Raw genomic sequence first — 18,660 nt, forward strand, 5'->3', positions numbered from 1 at the left:
CTTGAAATCAGCCTCCGAGGAGGCTGATAAGGAGGACCGGAAGGAGGACGGCGCCCAGCACCACGACCGCGTCCACCGCCACCGGGGCGGGATCGAGGACGAGTCGGAAGGCAGGAGCGGTCATGCGAGGACGAGTGTGAAAGCGCGTCGAAGGGCCGTCATTGTAGCCGCCCATGGCGAGGCATGACAAGGCTTTGTGAAAATCGGAAGCCCTTCCAATTGTGTTGATCGTGTGAAGAAATGATGGATGGGGCTGGCAGCCACCACCGGTCGGTGTCACGGAGAGCCTCCACCTACATGCCGTAGCCCTGAAGCACCGACGGCAAGCGGATGGCGCCGGAGCCGGGCGTCACGGACTCGTGGACGTGCGGGACGTGCGGGGGCGCACTCGGCCGGTCGGTCGGCTCGGCCCGGCGGCCCGGCTCTGTCGGGGCGTCCAGCAGGGGGTGGGGGACGGAGCTCTCGCAGCCGGCGAGGGCCCCAAGGCCGAGGGCCAGGCCCGCGAGTGGGACCCGAACGTGGGCGGCGGTGAAGGGCGAGAAGCGGAGGCGGAACGTCATGGCGGGACTCTGTGGAGAGCCCCCCCAACCGATCCGTCGGCCATCGGTTGCCCGTCTCGCAAGGCGCAAGCGCTTCCGGCACAACGGATTCACATCGAAGCGCTTCCCAAAGCGCTTCCGTCCTACACGCACCGCCCGAGGACGGGGCGACGCACCCATCAATTCGAGATCAGGACCCGGGCTCGTCGCCGTCGCGCGGCGGCTTGCGAGCCATCCTCGACCACCCCGACAGCCCGCCGGCAATGAGGATCCACCCGACGACGTCGCCCGGTAGGCCGTCGCGGGCGATGCTCACGCCAACCACGACGGCCCCGACGACCAGGGCCACCACAGCGAGCACACGGGCGATCCGGGCCAGATCCACTACGCCATCACCCGACGAGCGGCGGCCACGACGGCCTCGGCCGTCATTCCGAGATCCGCGAGCGCCTCGGCGCCCGGGGCGCTCGTGCCGAAGCGGTCGATGGCGAGGGCCTCGCCGTCGAGCCCGACGATGCGGTGCCAGCCGACCGGCGAGCCGGCCTCGGCGGAGACGCGGGCGCGGACTGACGGGGGAAGGACAGAATCGCGGTAGCCCGCGTCCTGCTCGAAAAAGCGGCGTTGGCAGGGCATCGACACGACGCGCGCGCCGCCCCCAAGCGTCTCCTTCGCCTCCATCAGCAGCCCCACCTCGGCGCCCGCGCCGATCAGGATCACCTCGGGCTCGCCGTCGGAGTCGGCGACGATGTAGCCGCCCCGGGCGACGCCGTCGGTGGCGCGCTCGGCCGTCGTCGCCAGCGTCGGCAGAGCCTGGCGCGAGAGCGCGAGCGCGGTCGGGCGGCCGCCGTCGAGGGCCACGCGCCACGCGGCGGCGGTCTCGTTCGCATCCGCCGGGCGGATCACGTCGAGCCCGGGGATCGCGCGCAGGCCCGCGAGCTGCTCGACGGGCTGGTGCGTCGGGCCGTCCTCGCCGAGCCCGACCGAGTCGTGCGTGAACACGTGGACGACGGGCGCGCCCATCAGCGCGCCGAGGCGGATGGCGGGCTTGCTGTAGTCGGAGAAGATCAGGAACGTGCCGCCGTAGGGGCGGACGCCGCCGTGCAGCGCCATCCCGTTCATGGCCGCCGCCATCGCGTGCTCGCGGATGCCGTAGTGGAGGTACCGCTCGGCGGGGCTGGCGGCCTGGAAGTCCGACATCCCCGTGGCCTTCGTCTTGACCGAGGGCGTGAGGTCGGCCGAGCCGCCGACGAGCTCGGGGAGCACGTCCGCGATCGCGTCGAGCACCTTGCCGCTCGCGGCGCGACTCGCCATGCCCTTGGCGTCGGCGGGGAAGGAGGGCAGCGCATCCGCCCAGCCCTCGGGGAGCGAGCCCGCGATGCGGCGGCGGAGATCGGCGGCTCGGTCGGCCTCGGCGCTGTCGTAGGCCGTAATCGCGCCCTCCCACTCGCAGTGCGCCTGGGCGCCGCGGAAGGCCTGCTCGCGCAAGAGCGTGGTCGCCTCGTCGGGGACGTAGAAGTCGGGCTCGAGGGGGATGCCGAGGTTCTCCTTGGTCGCCTTGATCTCGTCGGCGCCGAGCGCGTCGGAGTGGACCTCGTGGTGGCCGGCGAGCGTCGGCGAGCCGTAGCCGATCGTCGTGCGGACCTCCAGGAAGCTGGGCCGGTCGAGCACGTTGCGCGCCGTCTCGATGGCCGTCGCGACGGCCTCGTTGTCGTGCCCGTCGATCTCGCGGATGACGTGCCAGCCGAGCGCCTCGTAGCGCCCGGCGCGGTCCTCGGTGAACGAGAGCTCGGTGTCGCCGTCGATGGAGACGTGGTTGTCGTCGTAGAGCACGATCAGGCGGCCCAGCCCGAGGTGCCCCGCCAGCGACGACGCCTCGTTCGTGACGCCCTCCTGGAGGTCGCCGTCGCTTGCGATGACGTAGGTGTAGTGGCCGACGACGGTGTGCCCGTCGGTGTTGAACCGGGCCTCGAGGTGCTTTTCGGCAATCGCCATGCCGACGGCCGTCGCCAGCCCCTGCCCCAGCGGCCCGGTCGTGGTCTCGACGCCGGGCGTGTGCCCGAACTCGGGGTGGCCGGGCGTCTTCGAGTTCAGCTGGCGGAAGTCTTTGAGGTCGTCGAGCGAGACGTCGTAGCCGGCGAGGTGGAGCAGGCTGTAGATCAGCATCGAGCCGTGGCCGGCCGAGAGCACGAAGCGGTCGCGGTCGAACCACTGCGGGTCCTTCGGGTTGTGCTTGAGGAAGCGGCCCCACAGGACGGTCGCGACGTCCGCCATGCCCATCGGCAGGCCGGGGTGGCCCGAGTTGGCGGCCTCGACGGCGTCGATGGTGAGCCCGCGGATGGTGTCGGCGGTCGCCTTTTCGAGGCGGGCGCGGTCGGCGGCGGAGCGGGCCGGGGCGGGGTCTTCCATCTCGGTGGCGGGGGCGGGCGTCTCGGCCATGACGGGCGGGGGAGGGGAGGGAGCGCCAAGCTACGGGGCGCCGCCGCGTTCGATCCCCCGGCGCACCCCTCGTGTCCGCCGCCAGCGTGTCAGCTCTCGCCAGCGGCTCCCAGGTCCACCCACTCGGGATTGGCCGACTCGATCAGCGCCACCTCCCGTGTGCGCAACCACCCTTTCATCGACTTCTCGCGAGCGATGGCGCCGCGGATACTGGCGTGATCCTCGAAGTAGACCAAGCGGTCGACTTGGTACCGCGTCGTGAACGCGCCAGCGGTCCCGGCCCGGTGCTCCGCCAGCCGCCGCGTGAGGTCGTTCATGACGCCGACGTAGAGCACTCGGGTCCGGCTGGCGAGGATGTGCACCCCGTACGATCGCGACCTGCCACCCATGTCATCCTGAACGCAGTGAAGGATCTCAACGCCGACGGCGGAGGTCGTCCGGACCGGAGCCTACGACGAACGTCTCGCGCCGAGATCCTTCGCAAGCTCAGGAATACAGGGTGATGGGTGGGATCTGCAGCACGCGCGAGCGCGACGAGGTGCCAGGGGAGACAAGCCTTGCGGCCTGCGAGCAGAGGCGCTCGCGCCAGCAGGCCGTCTGTAACCCCCGCACACCGCGCCGCGTCGTGCTCTCGACACACTCCCCTCCTCCCGTCATGCGTCTCTCGCTCCTCGCCCTCCTCGCCGCCGTCCTGCTCGCGCCCGCCGCGACGGCCCAGTCCAACTCCCAGGGGCTCTACCTCCACGTCGGCGTGGGCGGCCAGAGCATCGCCTACGACGGCGACGACTTCGACGACACCGACGAGGGCGGCGTGTTGGCGTTGCGCGCGGGCTACGGCGTCTCGCCGCTGGTCACGCTCTACGTCGGCGCCACGGGCGCCCGGCTCGACGGCTCGCGCGGGACGGACGACTACGACCTGAGTGGCGGGGAGGTCGGCGCCCGGTTCACGTTCCGAGACGGCCGTCGGGTCCGGCCGGTCCTCGACCTTGCGCTCCGCGGCGTCACCGCGCGCGACGACGAGACCGACTTCGAGGTGCGGGGCGGCGGCTTGGCCGTCGGCGGGGGGGTGCTGGTGTACCTCAACCCGACGCTCGCGCTGGGCGCCGAGCTCCACGTCGGCGCCGGCCGGTTCGACGAGGTCGAGTTCGGCCGGGTGACGGTCGACGTGCGCGACGAGGAGCTGGACTTCGTCGAGTCGCGGGTGACGGTCGGGCTGACGGCCTACCCCTTTCGCTAGGCCGTCCGCGCGCGGCCCGGAGGGGCTGGGGAAAACCCCGGGGCCGGGGAGGACATGAGTCGTGGGCTTTGGAAGCCCGGGCGGGCATCGATAGGTCCCGTGATCCCTCTTCTGCCGTGCGCTCCTCGCTCGCCTTCGCCTCGTCCGTCCTCGACGGGTTTCTGCCCCCCGGCGGGGACCCGATCGAGCGCGTCCGGGCCCGGTTCTTCGTCGCCGGGTCCGGCGCGATCGCGTCGGCGATCGCCGTCGTGCTGGCGCTGTACGCGTCGTCGTCGGACGTGGGGCTGGGGACCGCGCTGCCGTTGGCGGGGCTGCTGCTGCCGGTGCTGGCGTTCCCGTTCCTGCTGCGTCGAGGCGTGTCGCTGACGCTGCTGGGGGCCGGGCTGATCATTCTGCTTCAGTGTGGGTTGGCGTGGTCGGCCGTGCTGGACCGAGGCGTTCAGGACGTGGCCTTCCTGTGGTTTGTGGCCTCGCCGCTGTTCGCGGCGCTGGTGGGGGGCGCGCGGCTGGCGCTGGTGTCGGTGGGCTCCGCGATTGTGGGCGGGGTGGGGGTGCTGTTGCTGGCCGAGACGGGGTACGTCTTCCCGGATCTGATGTCGGCCGAGTTCGCGCAGCGCTACCACATGGCCAACGTGATCGCCGCCGCCGGGGTCGTCGCGACGTTCGCCTGGCTCTACGAGGGGCCGTTGCTGGCGCGCGCTCGCGCGCTGGCTGCCCGGCTCCATGTGGTGAACGCCGACCTCCGCCGCGAGCTCGCCGCCCGGCGCCTGGCGCAGGACCGCGCCGAGGCCGCCAGCCGCGCCAAGGACGTGCTGCTCGCCAACCTCAGCCACGAGTTCCGGACGCCGCTCACGGCTGTCATCAGCGGGATCGAGGTGCTGGAGATGGAAGCGGCCGACGTGGACCGCGAGGTGCTCGCCTCCATCGACCGGGGCGCGCGGCGCTTGCTCACCACACTCAGCGGCGTCCTCGACCTGATGGAAACTGAGAGCCGCGAGGCTCCGCTGCTGGAGCCCGTCGACGTGTCGCCCGTCGTGCGCGAGGCCGTCGCGGCCGTGCGCGGCGCGGCCGGGGCAAGGGGTCTCGAGGTGGTCGTCAATGACGGGGGCGGAGGGGTGGAGGCCCTCGCCTCGTGCTCTGCGCTCCGTCGGCTGGTGGATCTGCTGCTCGACAACGCCGTCCGGTTCACCGAGAGAGGCGCCGTGGTGGTCAGCGTGGGGCCGTCGCCAAACGGCATCGCGGTGGCCGTCTCGGACACGGGGATCGGGATGGACCCCGGGTTCGTCGACCGCGCGCTGGAGCCGTTCGCGCAAGCCTCGGAGGGCGACGCCCGGACCCACGAGGGGCTCGGGCTCGGGCTCACCATCGCCCACCGATTGGCGATCTCGATGGGGGGCACGCTCGCCATTGAGAGCACGGTCGGCGAAGGCACGACGGTTCGGCTGGTGCTCCCGGCCGTGGATCGGCCGGCCGCTCCGCCGCCGCCGCCGCTCCCCGCCGCTACCGTCTCGCCCTCGGCGCGCGCGTCGCGCGCGCCAACGCGTGTGCCGATCAACTATGCCGAGGCGATGGACTCGTGGCCTGCCGACCCGTTGGTGAGCATGTGACGCCGGGGCCCGTGGGCTCACGTCGGGCCCGGTCGGTGCGCACCACTGCGGTGGGCGGCGCGTTGAGAGGCGCGCATCCCAGAGCGTCTGCCGCGCGTAGGCCGCGCCGCTCCCGTCGTCTCCCATGTCCGAGCCCACCCCTCCCTCGCCCGCCCCGACACCGCCGCCGACGCCCGCCAGCGCCGAGCCCCGCTGGCGGCGCGCGCGGACGTGGCTGTGGACACAGGTGAAGCGGTTCGCGGTCTGGCTGTGGACGCGCTTGCGCACGGGCGCTCAGCTCGTCTGGACGAACGTCCGCGATGAGGAGACCCCACGCTCGACGCGCGTGCTGTGGGCGGCCGGCGGGCTGGCCGGTGCGGGCGTCGTGTTCGCCACGGCGGTCGCCGTGCTGCTCATCGGCTACACGGTCCTGCTGTGGCCCTTCACGCCGAGCGTCTCCGACCTGCGCAACGCCCGCGAGGTGGACCCCGCGACCGTCCTCTCGGCCGACGGCGTGACGCTGACGCGGTTCGCGCGCCGCAACCGCGAGTGGCGCTCGCTCGACGAGATCTCGCCGGCCGTCGTCGAGGCGCTCGTGGCGACCGAGGACCGCCGGTTCTACAGTCACGGCGGCATCGACCTCTACGGGTGGGCGGCCGTCGCCGCGGGCGCGCTCACCGGCGACGGGCTGCGCGGCGCCTCGACGCTCACTCAGCAGCTCGCGCGGAACCTCTTCCCCGACGAGATCGGGAACGCGTCGTCGATCACGCGCAAGCTCAAGGAGGGCATCACGGCGCGCAAGATCGAACGCGTCTACACCAAGGACGAGATCCTGGAGCTGTACCTCAACACGGTCCCGTTCCTCTACAACGCGCACGGCATCGAGATGGCCGCGCGGACCTACTTCTCGACCGACGCGGGCCGCCTCGACCGGCTCCAGGCGTCGACGCTGGTGGGGATGCTCAAGGGGACCTCGTCGTACAACCCGCGCCGCAACCCGGAGCGAGCCCTCGCGCGGCGCAACATCGTGCTCGGCCAGCAGGTCCGCTACGGCGACCTCGACGCGGCCGAGGCGGAGCGCCTCAAGGGCGAGCCGATGGGCCTGCGGTTCGAGCGCCAGCCGATGCAGACCAGCCGCGCGCCGCACTTTACCGAGCACGTCCGGGTGCGGCTCGAAGACTGGGCCGAGCGCGAGGGGGTCAGCCTGTACGGCGACGGGCTCACCATCCACACGACGCTCGACTGGCGGATGCAGCAGCTCGCGGCCGAGTCCGCCCGGAAGTTTGGCGATGCGCTCCAGACGGTCGCGGACGTGGAGTGGGGCCGGGCCAGCGCCGGCCGCTTGGGCACCACGACGGCGCCGTACTACTCGGCCGCGCGCCAGACCGAGCCCTTCGAGCGGTTCTGGACGTTGCGCAAGTCGACCGCTCGCGCCTTCGCGCGCGACTCCGACGCGTACCGCCGCGCCACGGCGAGCGGCCGCGACGGCGAGGCCATCGCCGACAGCCTGCTCGAGATCCGCGCCTTCCGCGACTCCGTCCGCGCCGTCAAGATGCGGCTGGAGGTGGCGATGACGGCCGTCGACCCGGAGACGGGTGCGGTCAAGGTCTGGGTCGGCAGCCGCGACTTCCAGCGCTCCGCCTACGACCACGTCGCTCGTGCGCGCCGCCAGCCGGGCTCTACGTTCAAGCCCTTCCTCTACGCCCGCGCGCTCGAAGAGGGCTTCCGCCCGACGGACACGCTGCCCGATTCCGACGTGGCCATCGAGATGGACGACGGCGTGATCTGGCAGCCCACCAACGCCAGCGGGACGACGTCGGGCCAGGAGGTGACGCTGCGCGACGGGCTGGCATACTCCAAGAACACGATCGCCGCGCGGCTCGTCGAGGAGGTCGGCGCCCGGGACCTGGCACGGACCGCGCACCGAATGGGCATCGAGAGCGAGCTGGAGGCCGTCCCGTCGCTCGCGCTCGGCACCAGCGAGGTGTCGCTGCTGGAGATGGCCGGCGCGTACGCGACGCTGGCGTCCGGGGGCATCCGCCGCCCGCCCGTCGTCGTCACCCACATCACCGATCGCGACGGCAACGAGATCGCCCGGTTCGCGCCCGAGGAGCGCCGCGCGCTCGACTCCGACGTGGCCGTCACGCTCGTCGACATGATGCGCGGCGTCGTCGACCGGGGCACGGGCACCCAGGTTCGCACGGCGTTCGGCGCGCGCGGCGACTTGGCGGGCAAGACCGGCACGACGCAAGACGGCGCCGACGGCTGGTTTTTGCTCATGCGCCCCGACCTCGTGGTGGGCGCTTGGGTGGGCTTCGACGACCCCCGCGTGACGTTCCGGTCGTCGTACTGGGGCCAGGGCGGGCACAACGCGCTGCGCGTCGTTGGCGATCTCAACCGGGGTCTGCAGCGGGACGGGCTCGTGGACACGCGGCAGAGCTTCCCCACACCGGACGAGGCCGAGGAGGCCGGGCCGAGCGTCTGGGAGCGGTTCTCGGACTGGGTCGGCGGCGTGGGCGACCGCGTCTTCGGCCGCGACGACGCGGACCTCCCGGACGGCTACGGGCCGCGCACGCCGGGACGGGGCGCCGAGCCCGACGACCGCCGCGACCGCCGGCAGGACCGCGAGCGCCGCGTCGGGGACGAACTGGACGAGTGGCTCGCGGGCGGGGTCGAGGACCAGAACGCGCGTTGGCTGGAGCGGGCGTGGGAGGAGATCAACCGCATCGACGACCCGCGCTTGCGACAGGCCGCCCGCGACGCCGTCGCCGACGCCCAGCGGGAGCTCGAAGACGGCGCCGGAGGCCGGGGATGGGCCGAGCGCGCCCGCGCCGCCCGCGACCGTGCCATCGACCAAGCGGCTCGCGAGATCGAGCGCGAACTCGCTCGGGAGGCGCGTGACCTCGGCCTCGACGACCGGTTCTTCGCCGACGAACCCGACGAGGTGGACCCCGACGACGAGTTCGAGATGGCGCCGATGGAGGAGGCGCCGGTCGACGGGCCGCGCGACGGCGAGGGCGGCCGCATCGGCTGGTAGTGACCGGACCGACCGGAGCGGCGGCTGGAGGGGCCCCACCACAGACCCCGATGCGTTCCTTCCTTCTCGCCGTGCTGGCGCTGTCCATCGCCGGCTGCGGCACGGTCATCGACGACCTCTACCGCCAGGCCGAGCGCTACGGCGTTCCCACCGACAGCCGCCGCTACGACGACGTCCGTCGCGACGTCGACGACTACGTCCGCGACGTGGACCGGGCCGTCGACCTCGACCGCCAGCAGGCGGACCGGATCTCCAATCTGCTCGAAGACCGCGCCTCCCGCGCCACCACGCGCGGCCGCTACGGCGTCGACGCGTACCCCTTCCCTCGCCGCGCCCGGGCCTCGTCGGAGGTCGAGCGGTTCTGGCGCGACGCCGACCGCGACATCGAGCGGATCCTCGGCCGCCGCCAGCGCGACGACTACCGCCGCTTCGTCCGCCGCTTCGCCTCCGACGACCGGTACCGCTCGCGCGACCGCGATCGGGATGACGACCGCGACGATGACGACGACGACTGGGACGACAACTAAAGCACCCTTCGGTAGCTCAAGGCGTGCGGCAAGAATGGGCCTTGGTGAGCGCGCCCTTCGTTCCTCTTGGCTATGCCGATGCTTCGCGTTGTCCAGGAGGAAGACGGTCCCCTCCGGAAGCCGCCAGCCGCACCCGACGCTTGGGACTTGGCGCAACCCTACCCCTGAGGCGAGAGCCCCCGCGTTCCGCCTTGCCGGTCGCCGCGGACGGCGCGACTCTTGGGGCTCGCCTCCGTCGTCGCCGTGCGCCTCGCCCTCCTCGTCCTCGTCCTCTCCACGACCGCCGTCGCTCAGACACCGCGCGAGCGGGCCGAGGCGGGCGGGGCCGCGTTTGCCGCCGCCCGCGCCGCCGCCGAGGCCGAGCGATGGGAGGAGGCCGTGCCGGGCTTCGAGGCGGCCGTCGCGCTCCGGCCGGGGCAGGCGACGTACCTCTACACGCTCGCTCGCGCCTACGCGGCGTCGGGCGACTCGCGCGCGGCGCGCGCCGCGCTGCTCCGCTTGGCGGGGCTTGGCGTCGTCGTCGACGAGGACGCGCTGGGCGCCGTGCTGGCGCCTGTGCCCGACGCCGTCCGCGCGGCGTTCGACGCCAACCGCCAGCCGATCGGTCGGGCCGACACGGCGGCGGTCTGGGCCGACCCGTCGTTCGGGCCCGAAGGCGTGGCGCTCGACGGCGGCCGGGTATTCGTGAGCAGCATGCGCCGCGGCGAGATCGTCGTCGTGGAGGGCGGCGTCGGGCGGGTGTTCGCCCGGCGCGACAGCGCCTCGTTCCGTGGCCTCGCTGCCGACCCGGCCCGCCGCCGCCTGTGGGTGGGCGTCGCGGACGCCGACGGCGAGCACGGCGGCCTCATGGCGGTCGACCTCGACACGGGCGCCCTCGCCGTCGACCTCGTGGCGGTCGACGCCGCGCGCTCGGTGACCGGCGACCTCGCGCTCGGCCCGGACGGCGCGGTCTACGCCAGCACGGCCTCCGGGGCTGTCGCCCGGCTCGCCGACCGGGACGTGACCGTACTCGTTGCGCCCGGCGTGCTGCCGTCGCCGCAGGGGCTGGCGCTGGTCGACGGCGGTCGCGCACTCGTCGTCGCCGACTACTCGACGGGCCTCCACCGCGTCGACTTGGCGACGGGCGAGCGGACGGGTCTGGCGGCCGAGGGCGTCCTCGGGGTGGACGGGCTGGTGGCCGACGGCGACACGCTGTACGGCGTCCAGAACGGGCTCTCGCCGTTCCGCATCGTGCGCATCGACCTCGACGGGCTGCGCGTCCGCTCGGTGCTGGCGAACGACCCACGGCTGGGCGAGCCCACGCACGTCGCCCTCGCGCCCGGCGGGCTGCTGGTGCTCGCGAACGCCGTGTGGCCGCTCCTCGGCGCCGACGGCGCCTTCGACCCGGCGGAGGCGAGCGCGCCGCTCGTGCTGTTCGTGCCGCTGGACTGATCCCGCGCCGGGAGCCTCGGGGCGCTCAATCCGTTGATGGGGACGTCACGACCTGGAGACGCTCGATGGACCCGACCCCCCGAGACGCCGAGACCGAGATCCGCGATGCGGTCCGCGCCCTCTTGCTCGACTGGGTGGACCCGTCGCCCGAGGCGACGGAGCGCTTCATGGCGGCGGTCCGCGACCGCTTCACGGGTTATGGGACCGGGCCCGGCGACTTCTACGCGAGCCGCGACGAGCTGCGGGCGATGGTCCTGCGCGAACACGCGGGCATGTCGTACCCGTTCACGCTCGACGTCCCGTGGACGACGGTCCACGTGCTGCATTCGACGGCGGCCATCGCCGTCGGCGAGCTGGCGGTGACGATCGAGGTCGGCGACGAGACGGTCGTGGAGACGCCCCGCTTCACGTTCGCGCTCGATCGGCAAGAGGGGCGCTGGCGCTTGGTGCACTTCCACTTCTCCGTCCCCGACGTGATGCAGCCCGAGGGCGGGACGATGGGCGACCTGCTGAGCGAGCGCACGCGCCAGCTCGAGGCCGAGGTGGCGCGCCGCACCGCCGAGCTCGACGCGTCGCTGGCGGAGCTGAAGGCGGCGCAGGCCCAGCTCGTGCAGCAGGAGAAGATGGCCTCGCTCGGCGCGCTCACGGCGGGCATCGCCCACGAGATCAAGAACCCGCTCAACTTCGTCACCAACTTCGCCAGCCTCTCCCAAGAGCTGATCGACGAGCTCGGCGGCGAGGCCGACCCCGACGAGCGGGCGGCGATCCTGGGCGACCTCCGACTCAACGTCGAGAAGATCGAGCAGCACGGCCGCCGCGCCGACGGCATCGTGCGCGCGATGATGGACCACGCCCGGAGCGGCAGCGGCCAGCGCCGCGCCGTCGACCTCAACGCGCTCGTGCGCGAGTACACGGGCCACGCCGCGCACGCCGCGCGTGTTCGGCACCCGACCGTGGGCATCGCCCCGCTCCTCGACCTCGGCCCCGACGTGGGCGAGGTCGAGATGGTGCCCCAAGAGATCGGGCGCGTGGTCGTCAACCTGGTCGGCAACGCCCTCGACGCGGTCCGCCAGTGGCGCGAGGCGGGGACGGGCCACGAGACGGCGACCGTCACGGTCTCGACGCGGCGCACCGCCGACGGCGTCGAGATCCGGGTCGCCGACACGGGCACAGGGATGCCGGAGGCGGTCCGGGCGCGCGTCTTCGAACCGTTCTTCACGACCAAGCCGGCGGGGCAAGGGACCGGCCTGGGCCTTTCGCTCTCGCACGACATCGTGGCGCTCGGCCACCGGGGCGCGCTGGCGGTCGAGAGCGCCGAAGGCGAGGGCACGACGTTCACGGTCACGCTCCCGGCCTGACGGCAGCCCCGACCGAGGCCGGCGGCTCGCGGCGTGTCAGGCGGCGTCCGTCGGGGCCGCGTCGTAGAGCACGAGCGCGCGCAACGTGGACAGATACGCCGGCACGTCGAACCGTTCGGGGTCCATCACCACCTGGAGCGCGCACCCCTCGATAAAGCCCGTCGCGACGGCCGCGAGCGACTCGGGCGTGACGCCGGGGTAGCGCCCGGGCTCGCTCGCGATGGCGGCGGCCGTGAGCGGGACGTAGGCCTCGCGGTAGTCGTCGAGGGCCTTCCGGATCTTGAGGCGTACGTCGGGATGCTGGGTGCCCATCACCCAGAAATCGATCATCAGCGCGACGCGGTCGCGGTTGCCGGGCAGCCCCTCCACGTCGCGTTCGATGGTGTAGAGAAGGTGCAGCACCGGCGACACGTCGTCGGAGCCGGAGGTCCCGGGCGCAAGCACCGTCGTGGCCAGGAGGCGGTCGAGGAGGGCCAGCACCAGGCCCTCGCGCGAGCCGAAGTGGAAAAAGACGAGCCCGTTGCTGACGCCGGCCTCCTTGGCGACGGCGCGCGTCGTCAGCCCGCCCAGGCGGTCGCGAGCGGCCACGCGGTAGGCGGCCGCCAGCAACTCGTCGCGGCGCTGGTCTTCGGGGGCTTTGGGACCGGGCATCGTCTTTTCTCGGGGTGTGTGTTGACCACGCGCTCAATGTACGCTATGCTCATTGAGCGACCGCTCAGTCTGCGGCGCCCCCCGTCCCATGGACCTCTCTCGTTCTACCCTGTCCGCCGGTGACGGCCACTCCGGCCCGATCCCCTCCGTATCCGGCTCGCACCTGCGCGCTCTACGTCCCCAGCCGATCGTCCTCGTCGTCGGCTACCCCGCGCCGCAAGCCGTCGAGGTCGTGGAGCGGCTGCTGGCGACGGACGGCGGGATGATCGCATGTGTCGTGACGCGCGAGCAGTGGGCGGAGGCGATCCGGCACGTCTCCGCCGCCGGCGGCACCGACCGCGTCCGCCTCTTCGAGGGGTCGGCGTCCCAGCCCGGGCTCGGCCTGCACCGGCGCGCGTGGCGCCTGCTCGACACCGTCGGCCAGATCTGGGGCGTCGCCTCGCCCCAAGAGATCGCGAGCGGCCACCTCCAAGACTTTGCCGACGAGTGCCCCCGCTTGCGCGAGCTGCACGTGGTGCCGACGCTCGCTGCAGATGGCGCGCCCGGGCCCGGCTCGGTCTGGGCTACCGTCCGCCGACGTGCTTGGACCCGCCCGGTTGCCGTCGCGGTCGCACTGGCGGGCGCCGCGGTCGCCCTCCTCGCCCGCACCGATCGCTCCCTCTTCGATGCCGACGCCGGGCTCTCGTGGGAGGACGTGGAGCGTGACCTCTGGCCCGGCCTCGGCCCGACCGGCTGAGCGAGCGTGGACGTGCCGCACGGCTGAGGGGCTCCGCTTCGGGACCCTGTCCGCCACCCTGAGCTCTTCAAATAAAGCGGGGGCGCCTCCAAAGAGACGCCCCCGCGAGATCGGTCCGGCCGGTGGCGCTAGCCGATGAACAGCTGGTAGATGGCCACCAGAAATGCGATCACTACGATGTTCGCGATCGAGATCGGCAGCATGTACTTCCAGCCCAGGTTCATCAGCTGGTTGTACTTGAAGCGCGGCAGCGTCCAGCGAATCCAGATGAAGCAGAAGGCGATGAACGAGACCTTGGCCACGAAGAAGCCGACCTGGAGCAGCGTCAGCAGGAGGCCCGGGAGGGCGTCGGCATAGAGGGCCTCCCAGGGGAGCAGGTAGCCGCCCAGGAAGAGCGTCACGATCAGCAGCGACGCGATCCACAGGTTGACGTACTCGGCCAGGAAGAACATCCCGAACTTCATCCCCGAGTACTCCGTGTGGTAGCCACCGACCAACTCCTGCTCGGCCTCCGGCAAGTCGAATGGAGCACGGTTGGTCTCCGCCAGCGCGCAGACGCTGAAGACGACGAACCCGACCGGGTTGCGGAACAGGTTCCACGCGAAGATGCCCGCGACCGGGTGGTTCTGGTTCTCGACGATGTCGAAGAGGTCGAGCGACCCGGCGTAGAGCACGACGGACAGCGCGGCGGCGCCCATCGCCAGCTCGTACGAGATCATCTGGGCCGACGACCGCAGGCCGCCCAGCAGCGAGTACTTCGAGTTCGACGACCAGCCCGCCAGCGTCACGCCGTAGACCGTCACCGACGTCAGCGCGAGCACCACGAGGAGGCCGACGCCGATCGGGGCCACCGCGAGAGGCTCGCCGCCCGGTGTCCGCGCCCAGGGGATCAGCGCGCCCGTGCTCATCGCAATCACCACCATCAGCACCGGCGCCAAGCTGTGGATGAACGGGTTGCCCTGCGCCGGGACGATGTTCTCCTTGAACATCAGCTTGAACACGTCGGCGAAGGACTGCAGGATGCCGGCCGGGCCGACGCGGTCCGGCCCGTTCCGCTCTTGGATGAAGGCGGACACCTTCCGCTCGGCGTAGACCAGCAGGGAGGCCGTGATGAGGAAGACGTTGAGAAGCAGGAAGATGACGATCGGCAGATCGAGCACTTCCCAGACGGCGACGAGGACGTCCATACGAGGCGGGGTACGGGGCGGAAGGCTACGAGCGCTTCCCGTTGAGTGTCATCCCGAGCGGAGGGCGAAGCCCGAAGTCGAGGGATCTCCGACGAGCAGAGCCGCTGGGAGCGTGGCCGAGCGCGGTGCCCGGCTGAGATCCTTCGGCTCGCATCGCTCGCTCAGGCTGACAGGGTGGGGTGAGTGGGCGTCCGCTGGCGCAGGCGCCAGGCGGGGGTGCTAGGCGGTGATCTGCGGGGACTCGGCGTCGGCGGTCTCGAGCGGGACGCCGAGCGTCGCCATCGCGCCGTGCGTGGCGCCGGCAAACGCCGGGCGGTCGGCGATCTCGGCCATCAGCTTGGCGGGCGAGACGACCGGGAGGTCGACGCCGACGGCCTTGGCGACCTGCGGGATCACGGCCCAGCCGGGCAGGCAGTCGACCTTGTTGTCCTCGTCGTGCCAGCGGTCGAACGGCGTGCCAACATTCGCCTGGCGGCCGACGCCCGTGCCCATCGCCATCAGGAGGGATCGGTTCATGGCGCGGACCATCTTGGCCGGGCGGAGCAGCTGCGCCCGGCCAGTCTCGTTGACGTAGGTGCCGATCGTCTCGACCGACATCGCGATCGGCAGCGTGACGCTGGCGGGCGTCTGCGCCGTCGTGTGGGTCGAGTGGAGCACGACGGGCGTGCCGTCGAGGTCGGCGGCGCTCAGCGCGCCGGCGGCCACGGGGTCATCCTGCAGGATGTAGACCAGGTCGGCGCTCGCGACGGCCGACGCCAGCAGGGCGGGGTCGACGGTGTGCATGCCCAAGCGCAGGCAGCCGGTCGTGTTCGGGGCGGGGTCGGAGGAGGCGAGGAAGTCGTCGCCGTCGCGCGTGCCGCGGTGGTCGATAAAGCGCGGGGCGTCGGCGCCGACGGCGCTCGCGAGCCGCATCAGCAGGTCGTTGTCCTCGACGGTCGCGAACGCGGAGCCCAGGAAGAGGACATTCGAGCCGGCGTCCGCCAGCAGGCGCCCGGCCTCGGCGGCGGCGGCCTCCCACGTGACGGCGGAGGTCCCGATGCGGGGGCCCGACGCGCGGTCCTCGTTGTACGTCTTGTAGACCAAGCGCCCGGCGTCGGGCATCCAGAACTCGTTGACGTCGAGGTTCTCGCGCGGCGTGATCCGCAGGACCTGGTTGTTCTTGGTCCAGATCGTCACGTTCGTGCCCGTGCCGTCAAAGTCGGAGACGGTCGGCGTCTTGTCCATCTCCCATACGCGCGCCTGGAAGCGGAAGTAGTCCTCGGTGAGCGCGCCGACGGGGCAGATGTCGGTCGTGCACATCGAGTAGGCGTCGTCGAACACCTCGCCCGGCGCCGTCATCGGGTGGTTCTTGTCGCCCCGGTTGATGATCGTCAGCTGGTGCGTCTCCGTCACCTCGGCCGTGAACCGGGTGCAGCGCGTGCAGTTGATGCAGCGCTCCGCGTCCAGGATCACGTTCGGCCCGAGCTGGACGCGCTTGGGCTTGTGGACCTTCTCAAACTCGAAGCGGCTGCCCTCCGGCCCGTACTTGTAGGCCTGGATCTGCAGCGGGCACTGGCCGGCCTGGTCGCAGATCGGGCAGTCGAGCGGGTGGTTCGCCAGCATGATCTCCAGGTTGTCGGCCTGGGCTTCGGCGACCTCGGTCGACGTCCGCTGGGTGTGGACCACCATCCCCTCGGCGACGTCGAGCGCGCAGCTCGGCATCAGCTTGGGGAAGTAGTTGATCTTGGGCGACCCGTCGGCCTCCAAGACGGGCTCGCGCGTCTCGCGGTCCATCATCGGCGTCCCCGCCTTCACCAGGCACTGGCGGCAGTTGGCCGGGACGGAGAGCGCCGGGTGGTAGCAGAAGTGGGGGACTTCGGTGCCCTCGTTGAGGCAGAGCTGGAGGACCTTCTGGCCCGGCTCGACCTCGTGGGCCTGCCCGTCGATCGTGACTGTCGGCATCGTGTGTGCGTGTCGTTCGGTTGAGAGGGGCTTAGGCCGGGTCGGCCTCGGTGGCGGCGGGCGCCACTTCGGCGCCGCTCGCGGTCAGGACCAGCGTCTGCCGTGGCGCCGTGATGGCGTCGAGCTCGGCGTCGGAGGCGCCGGCGTCCTGGGCGTAGTGCCGCAGGTCCTCGACCGACTCGGTCTCGACCGCGAGCCTGCCCGCGAGCCGGACCGTCTGGCCGTCGATGTCCTTCGGGAAGGTGTAGACGTAGCTCTCGGTCTCGTCGCGCGGGACCTCGACGCGGATCGTCTGGCCGTCGGCCGACGCCAGCGTGAGCCAGCAGCCCGCTTGCTGGCAGACCTCGCGGACGGTGCCCTCGACGACGACGGTCTTGCCCGCGTACGTCTCGGCGTCGGCAGCCAGGTCGTCGGGCGAGAGCGCGACGCCGGAGGGAACAGGCCCGCCGAACGGCGTGCCGTCGGTCTCGACCGCGGACACGTCGGCGTCGGGGCGGGCGTCGGGCGCCTCGGGCGCGTCGCTGGCGCAGGCCACGAGCGCGAGGCAGAGCAGGAGGGAGAGGTGCTTCATCGGAGTGGGCGGCGCGAGCCGCAAAGTCAGAGACTACGGGGTGCCGGTCGGGGTGATGACCTTGTCGGCCTCGATGCTGGCGCCGTCGCCCGAGACATCGGCGCTGACGGCGACGAGGGAGCGCAAGCACTTGGCCTCGAACTCGTCGCGGAAGCGGCGGATGCCCCAGCGGACGGGCCACGCGGCGGCGTCGGCGAGCGCGCAGACCGTCCGGCCCTCCATCTGGTCACACAAGTCGAGCAAGAGGTCGAGGTCGCGCGTGTAGCCCTCGCCGTCGTCGATGCGGTGGAGCAGCTTCTCCATCCAGCCCGTCCCGTCGCGGCACGGCGTGCACTGGCCGCAGGACTCGTGGTGGTAGAAGTGCGCGATGCGGCGCGTAAAGGAGACCATGTCGGTGTCCTCATCGAGGAAGCACAGCCCGGCCGTGCCCATCGACGAGCCCGCCTCGCGCAGCGTCTCGGCGTCCATCGACGCCGCCAGCGCCATCTCCCACGTGAGCGGCGGCGTGGAGCTGCCGCCCGGGACGACGGCCTTGATCTTCTTGCCGCCGCGCGCGCCGCCGGCCACCTCCAAAAGGTCCGAGATCAGCATGCCCGTCGGGTACTCGTAGACGCCCGGCCGGTTGACGTGGCCCGAGATGCCGTAGAGCACGGGGCCGGTGTGCTTCTCGGGCCCGATGCCCGCGAACCACGCCGCGCCCCGGTTGACGATCAGCGGCACGTCCGCCAGCGTCTCGACGTTGTTGATCGTCGTCGGCATCCCGAAGACGCCCTTCTGGGCCGGGAAGGGCGGCTTGATACGCGGGTACGCGCGCCGGCCCTCGACCGAGTTCATCAGGCTCGTCTCCTCGCCGCAGATGTACGCCCCGGCGCCCGCGTGGACCACGAGGTCCATCGAGAAGTCGGTCCCCAGGATGTTCTTGCCGAGGTAGCCCTTCGCGTACGCCTCGTCGACCGCCGTCTGGACGTGCGTGATGTAGTCGTCGTACTCGCCCCGGATGTAGAGGTAGCACGTCTTGATGGTCATCGCGTAGCCCGCCAGCACGATGCCCTCGATCATCAGGTGCGGGTTGTACTCGAAGATCTGGCGGTCCTTGAACGTGCCCGGCTCGGACTCGTCGCCGTTGCAGCACAGGTACCGCGGGATGTCGGGGTCGACGGGCGGCATGAAGCTCCACTTGAGCCCGGTCGAGAACCCGGCGCCACCGCGGCCGCGCAGGCCCGAGGCCTTGACCTCGTTGGTCAGCCCGGTCGGGTCGAATTTGCCGTCGACGAGCACGTCGCGCAACGCGCGGTAGCCGTCGGCCTCGGCTTCGTAGACCTCGATCTTGTGCAGGTCCTTGATCGCAGGCAGGATGACGCGCTCATACGAGCGCCAGTCGCCAGCCTTGGACTGTCCGGTGAGGAGGGTGTCGGCCATGGGG

At 71.9% G+C, this 18,660-nt stretch carries 16 protein-coding genes; 7 read left to right on the forward strand and 9 right to left on the reverse strand.

The window, feature by feature from the left end; translation table 11 throughout:
• Positions 1 to 293: 293 nt before the first annotated feature.
• The 4 genes from ACLII4_RS03875 to ACLII4_RS03890 all read right to left on the reverse strand — a co-directional run bounded on the left by ACLII4_RS03875 (position 294) and on the right by ACLII4_RS03890 (position 3,337).
• Complete coding sequence (locus tag ACLII4_RS03875; RefSeq protein ID WP_412069582.1) at positions 294 to 560, reverse strand: hypothetical protein; 267 nt, start codon at positions 558 to 560, stop codon at positions 294 to 296.
• Between the two features lie 169 nt (positions 561 to 729).
• Positions 730 to 924: a hypothetical protein gene (locus tag ACLII4_RS03880; protein WP_412069583.1), complete on the reverse strand. Its 195-nt coding sequence runs from the start codon at positions 922 to 924 to the stop codon at positions 730 to 732.
• Positions 924 to 2,945, reverse strand: a complete 2,022-nt coding sequence (gene tkt / locus ACLII4_RS03885; RefSeq protein WP_412070552.1) for a transketolase — start codon at positions 2,943 to 2,945, stop codon at positions 924 to 926. The genes ACLII4_RS03880 and tkt overlap by 1 nt, the downstream gene beginning before the upstream one ends.
• Before the next feature lie 119 nt (positions 2,946 to 3,064).
• A complete protein-coding gene (locus ACLII4_RS03890; protein WP_412069584.1) occupies positions 3,065 to 3,337 on the reverse strand; it encodes a GIY-YIG nuclease family protein in 273 nt (90 codons plus the stop codon).
• A gap of 293 nt (positions 3,338 to 3,630) precedes the next feature.
• Here ACLII4_RS03890 and ACLII4_RS03895 point away from each other — a divergent pair, with 293 nt between their 5' ends.
• The 6 genes from ACLII4_RS03895 to ACLII4_RS03920 all read left to right on the forward strand — a co-directional run bounded on the left by ACLII4_RS03895 (position 3,631) and on the right by ACLII4_RS03920 (position 12,151).
• Entirely contained in the window at positions 3,631 to 4,212 is a 582-nt protein-coding gene (locus tag ACLII4_RS03895; RefSeq protein ID WP_412069585.1) for an outer membrane beta-barrel protein, read from the forward strand.
• Positions 4,213 to 4,328: 116 nt separating this feature from the next.
• Complete coding sequence (locus ACLII4_RS03900; RefSeq protein ID WP_412069586.1) at positions 4,329 to 5,819, forward strand: sensor histidine kinase; 1,491 nt, start codon at positions 4,329 to 4,331, stop codon at positions 5,817 to 5,819.
• A 124-nt stretch (positions 5,820 to 5,943) separates the two neighbouring features.
• Complete coding sequence (locus ACLII4_RS03905) at positions 5,944 to 8,835, forward strand: penicillin-binding protein 1A (protein WP_412069587.1); 2,892 nt, start codon at positions 5,944 to 5,946, stop codon at positions 8,833 to 8,835.
• Between the two features lie 50 nt (positions 8,836 to 8,885).
• Positions 8,886 to 9,362 (forward strand): hypothetical protein, encoded by a 477-nt coding sequence (locus ACLII4_RS03910; protein WP_412069588.1) that lies wholly within the window; start codon positions 8,886 to 8,888, stop codon positions 9,360 to 9,362.
• A 243-nt stretch (positions 9,363 to 9,605) separates the two neighbouring features.
• On the forward strand, positions 9,606 to 10,793 hold the full coding sequence (locus ACLII4_RS03915) for a hypothetical protein (RefSeq protein ID WP_412069589.1): 1,188 nt from the start codon (positions 9,606 to 9,608) through the stop codon (positions 10,791 to 10,793).
• A 65-nt stretch (positions 10,794 to 10,858) separates the two neighbouring features.
• The gene (locus ACLII4_RS03920) at positions 10,859 to 12,151 is read left to right on the forward strand and encodes an ATP-binding protein (protein WP_412069590.1); all 1,293 of its coding nucleotides are present in this window, start codon (positions 10,859 to 10,861) and stop codon (positions 12,149 to 12,151) included.
• Between the two features lie 36 nt (positions 12,152 to 12,187).
• Here the strand turns inward: ACLII4_RS03920 and ACLII4_RS03925 are convergent, their stop codons facing one another.
• Complete coding sequence (locus tag ACLII4_RS03925; RefSeq protein ID WP_412069591.1) at positions 12,188 to 12,802, reverse strand: TetR/AcrR family transcriptional regulator; 615 nt, start codon at positions 12,800 to 12,802, stop codon at positions 12,188 to 12,190.
• Positions 12,803 to 12,890: 88 nt separating this feature from the next.
• Here ACLII4_RS03925 and ACLII4_RS03930 point away from each other — a divergent pair, with 88 nt between their 5' ends.
• Positions 12,891 to 13,538, forward strand: a complete 648-nt coding sequence (locus ACLII4_RS03930; RefSeq protein WP_412069592.1) for a hypothetical protein — start codon at positions 12,891 to 12,893, stop codon at positions 13,536 to 13,538.
• 128 nt (positions 13,539 to 13,666) lie between these two features.
• On the opposite strand, the gene nuoH is transcribed toward ACLII4_RS03930, so the two are convergent.
• The 4 genes from nuoH to nuoF form a co-directional block, all read right to left on the reverse strand.
• The gene (gene nuoH / locus ACLII4_RS03935; protein WP_412069593.1) at positions 13,667 to 14,725 is read right to left on the reverse strand and encodes an NADH-quinone oxidoreductase subunit NuoH; all 1,059 of its coding nucleotides are present in this window, start codon (positions 14,723 to 14,725) and stop codon (positions 13,667 to 13,669) included.
• Positions 14,726 to 14,944: 219 nt separating this feature from the next.
• Positions 14,945 to 16,666 carry a 2Fe-2S iron-sulfur cluster-binding protein gene (locus ACLII4_RS03940; RefSeq protein ID WP_412069594.1) on the reverse strand — a complete coding sequence of 574 codons (1,722 nt, stop codon included), beginning with the start codon at positions 16,664 to 16,666 and terminating at the stop codon, positions 14,945 to 14,947.
• Between the two features lie 31 nt (positions 16,667 to 16,697).
• Positions 16,698 to 17,237 carry a DUF4920 domain-containing protein gene (locus ACLII4_RS03945; RefSeq protein WP_412069595.1) on the reverse strand — a complete coding sequence of 180 codons (540 nt, stop codon included), beginning with the start codon at positions 17,235 to 17,237 and terminating at the stop codon, positions 16,698 to 16,700.
• 33 nt (positions 17,238 to 17,270) lie between these two features.
• Positions 17,271 to 18,656, reverse strand: coding sequence for an NADH-quinone oxidoreductase subunit NuoF (gene nuoF / locus ACLII4_RS03950; RefSeq protein ID WP_412069596.1), 1,386 nt, complete (start codon positions 18,654 to 18,656; stop codon positions 17,271 to 17,273).
• Positions 18,657 to 18,660: the final 4 nt, after the last annotated feature.

The organism is Rubrivirga aquatilis, from assembly GCF_046845665.1.
Taxonomy (GTDB): Bacteria; Bacteroidota; Rhodothermia; order Rhodothermales; family Rubricoccaceae; genus Rubrivirga.

Bases quoted from the DNA above. Each gene is read 5' to 3' on its own strand.
- nuoH (WP_412069593.1), bottom strand. From the start codon at position 14,725: ATGGACGTCCTCGTCGCCGTCTGGGAAGTGCTCGATCTGCCGATCGTC.
- ACLII4_RS03895 (WP_412069585.1), top strand. From the start codon at position 3,631: ATGCGTCTCTCGCTCCTCGCCCTCCTCGCCGCCGTCCTGCTCGCGCCC.
- ACLII4_RS03925 (WP_412069591.1), bottom strand. From the start codon at position 12,802: ATGCCCGGTCCCAAAGCCCCCGAAGACCAGCGCCGCGACGAGTTGCTG.
- ACLII4_RS03875 (WP_412069582.1), bottom strand. From the start codon at position 560: ATGACGTTCCGCCTCCGCTTCTCGCCCTTCACCGCCGCCCACGTTCGG.
- ACLII4_RS03945 (WP_412069595.1), bottom strand. From the start codon at position 17,237: ATGAAGCACCTCTCCCTCCTGCTCTGCCTCGCGCTCGTGGCCTGCGCC.
- nuoF (WP_412069596.1), bottom strand. From the start codon at position 18,656: ATGGCCGACACCCTCCTCACCGGACAGTCCAAGGCTGGCGACTGGCGC.
- ACLII4_RS03940 (WP_412069594.1), bottom strand. From the start codon at position 16,666: ATGCCGACAGTCACGATCGACGGGCAGGCCCACGAGGTCGAGCCGGGC.
- ACLII4_RS03920 (WP_412069590.1), top strand. From the start codon at position 10,859: ATGGACCCGACCCCCCGAGACGCCGAGACCGAGATCCGCGATGCGGTC.
- ACLII4_RS03905 (WP_412069587.1), top strand. From the start codon at position 5,944: ATGTCCGAGCCCACCCCTCCCTCGCCCGCCCCGACACCGCCGCCGACG.
- ACLII4_RS03910 (WP_412069588.1), top strand. From the start codon at position 8,886: ATGCGTTCCTTCCTTCTCGCCGTGCTGGCGCTGTCCATCGCCGGCTGC.
- ACLII4_RS03930 (WP_412069592.1), top strand. From the start codon at position 12,891: ATGGACCTCTCTCGTTCTACCCTGTCCGCCGGTGACGGCCACTCCGGC.
- tkt (WP_412070552.1), bottom strand. From the start codon at position 2,945: ATGGAAGACCCCGCCCCGGCCCGCTCCGCCGCCGACCGCGCCCGCCTC.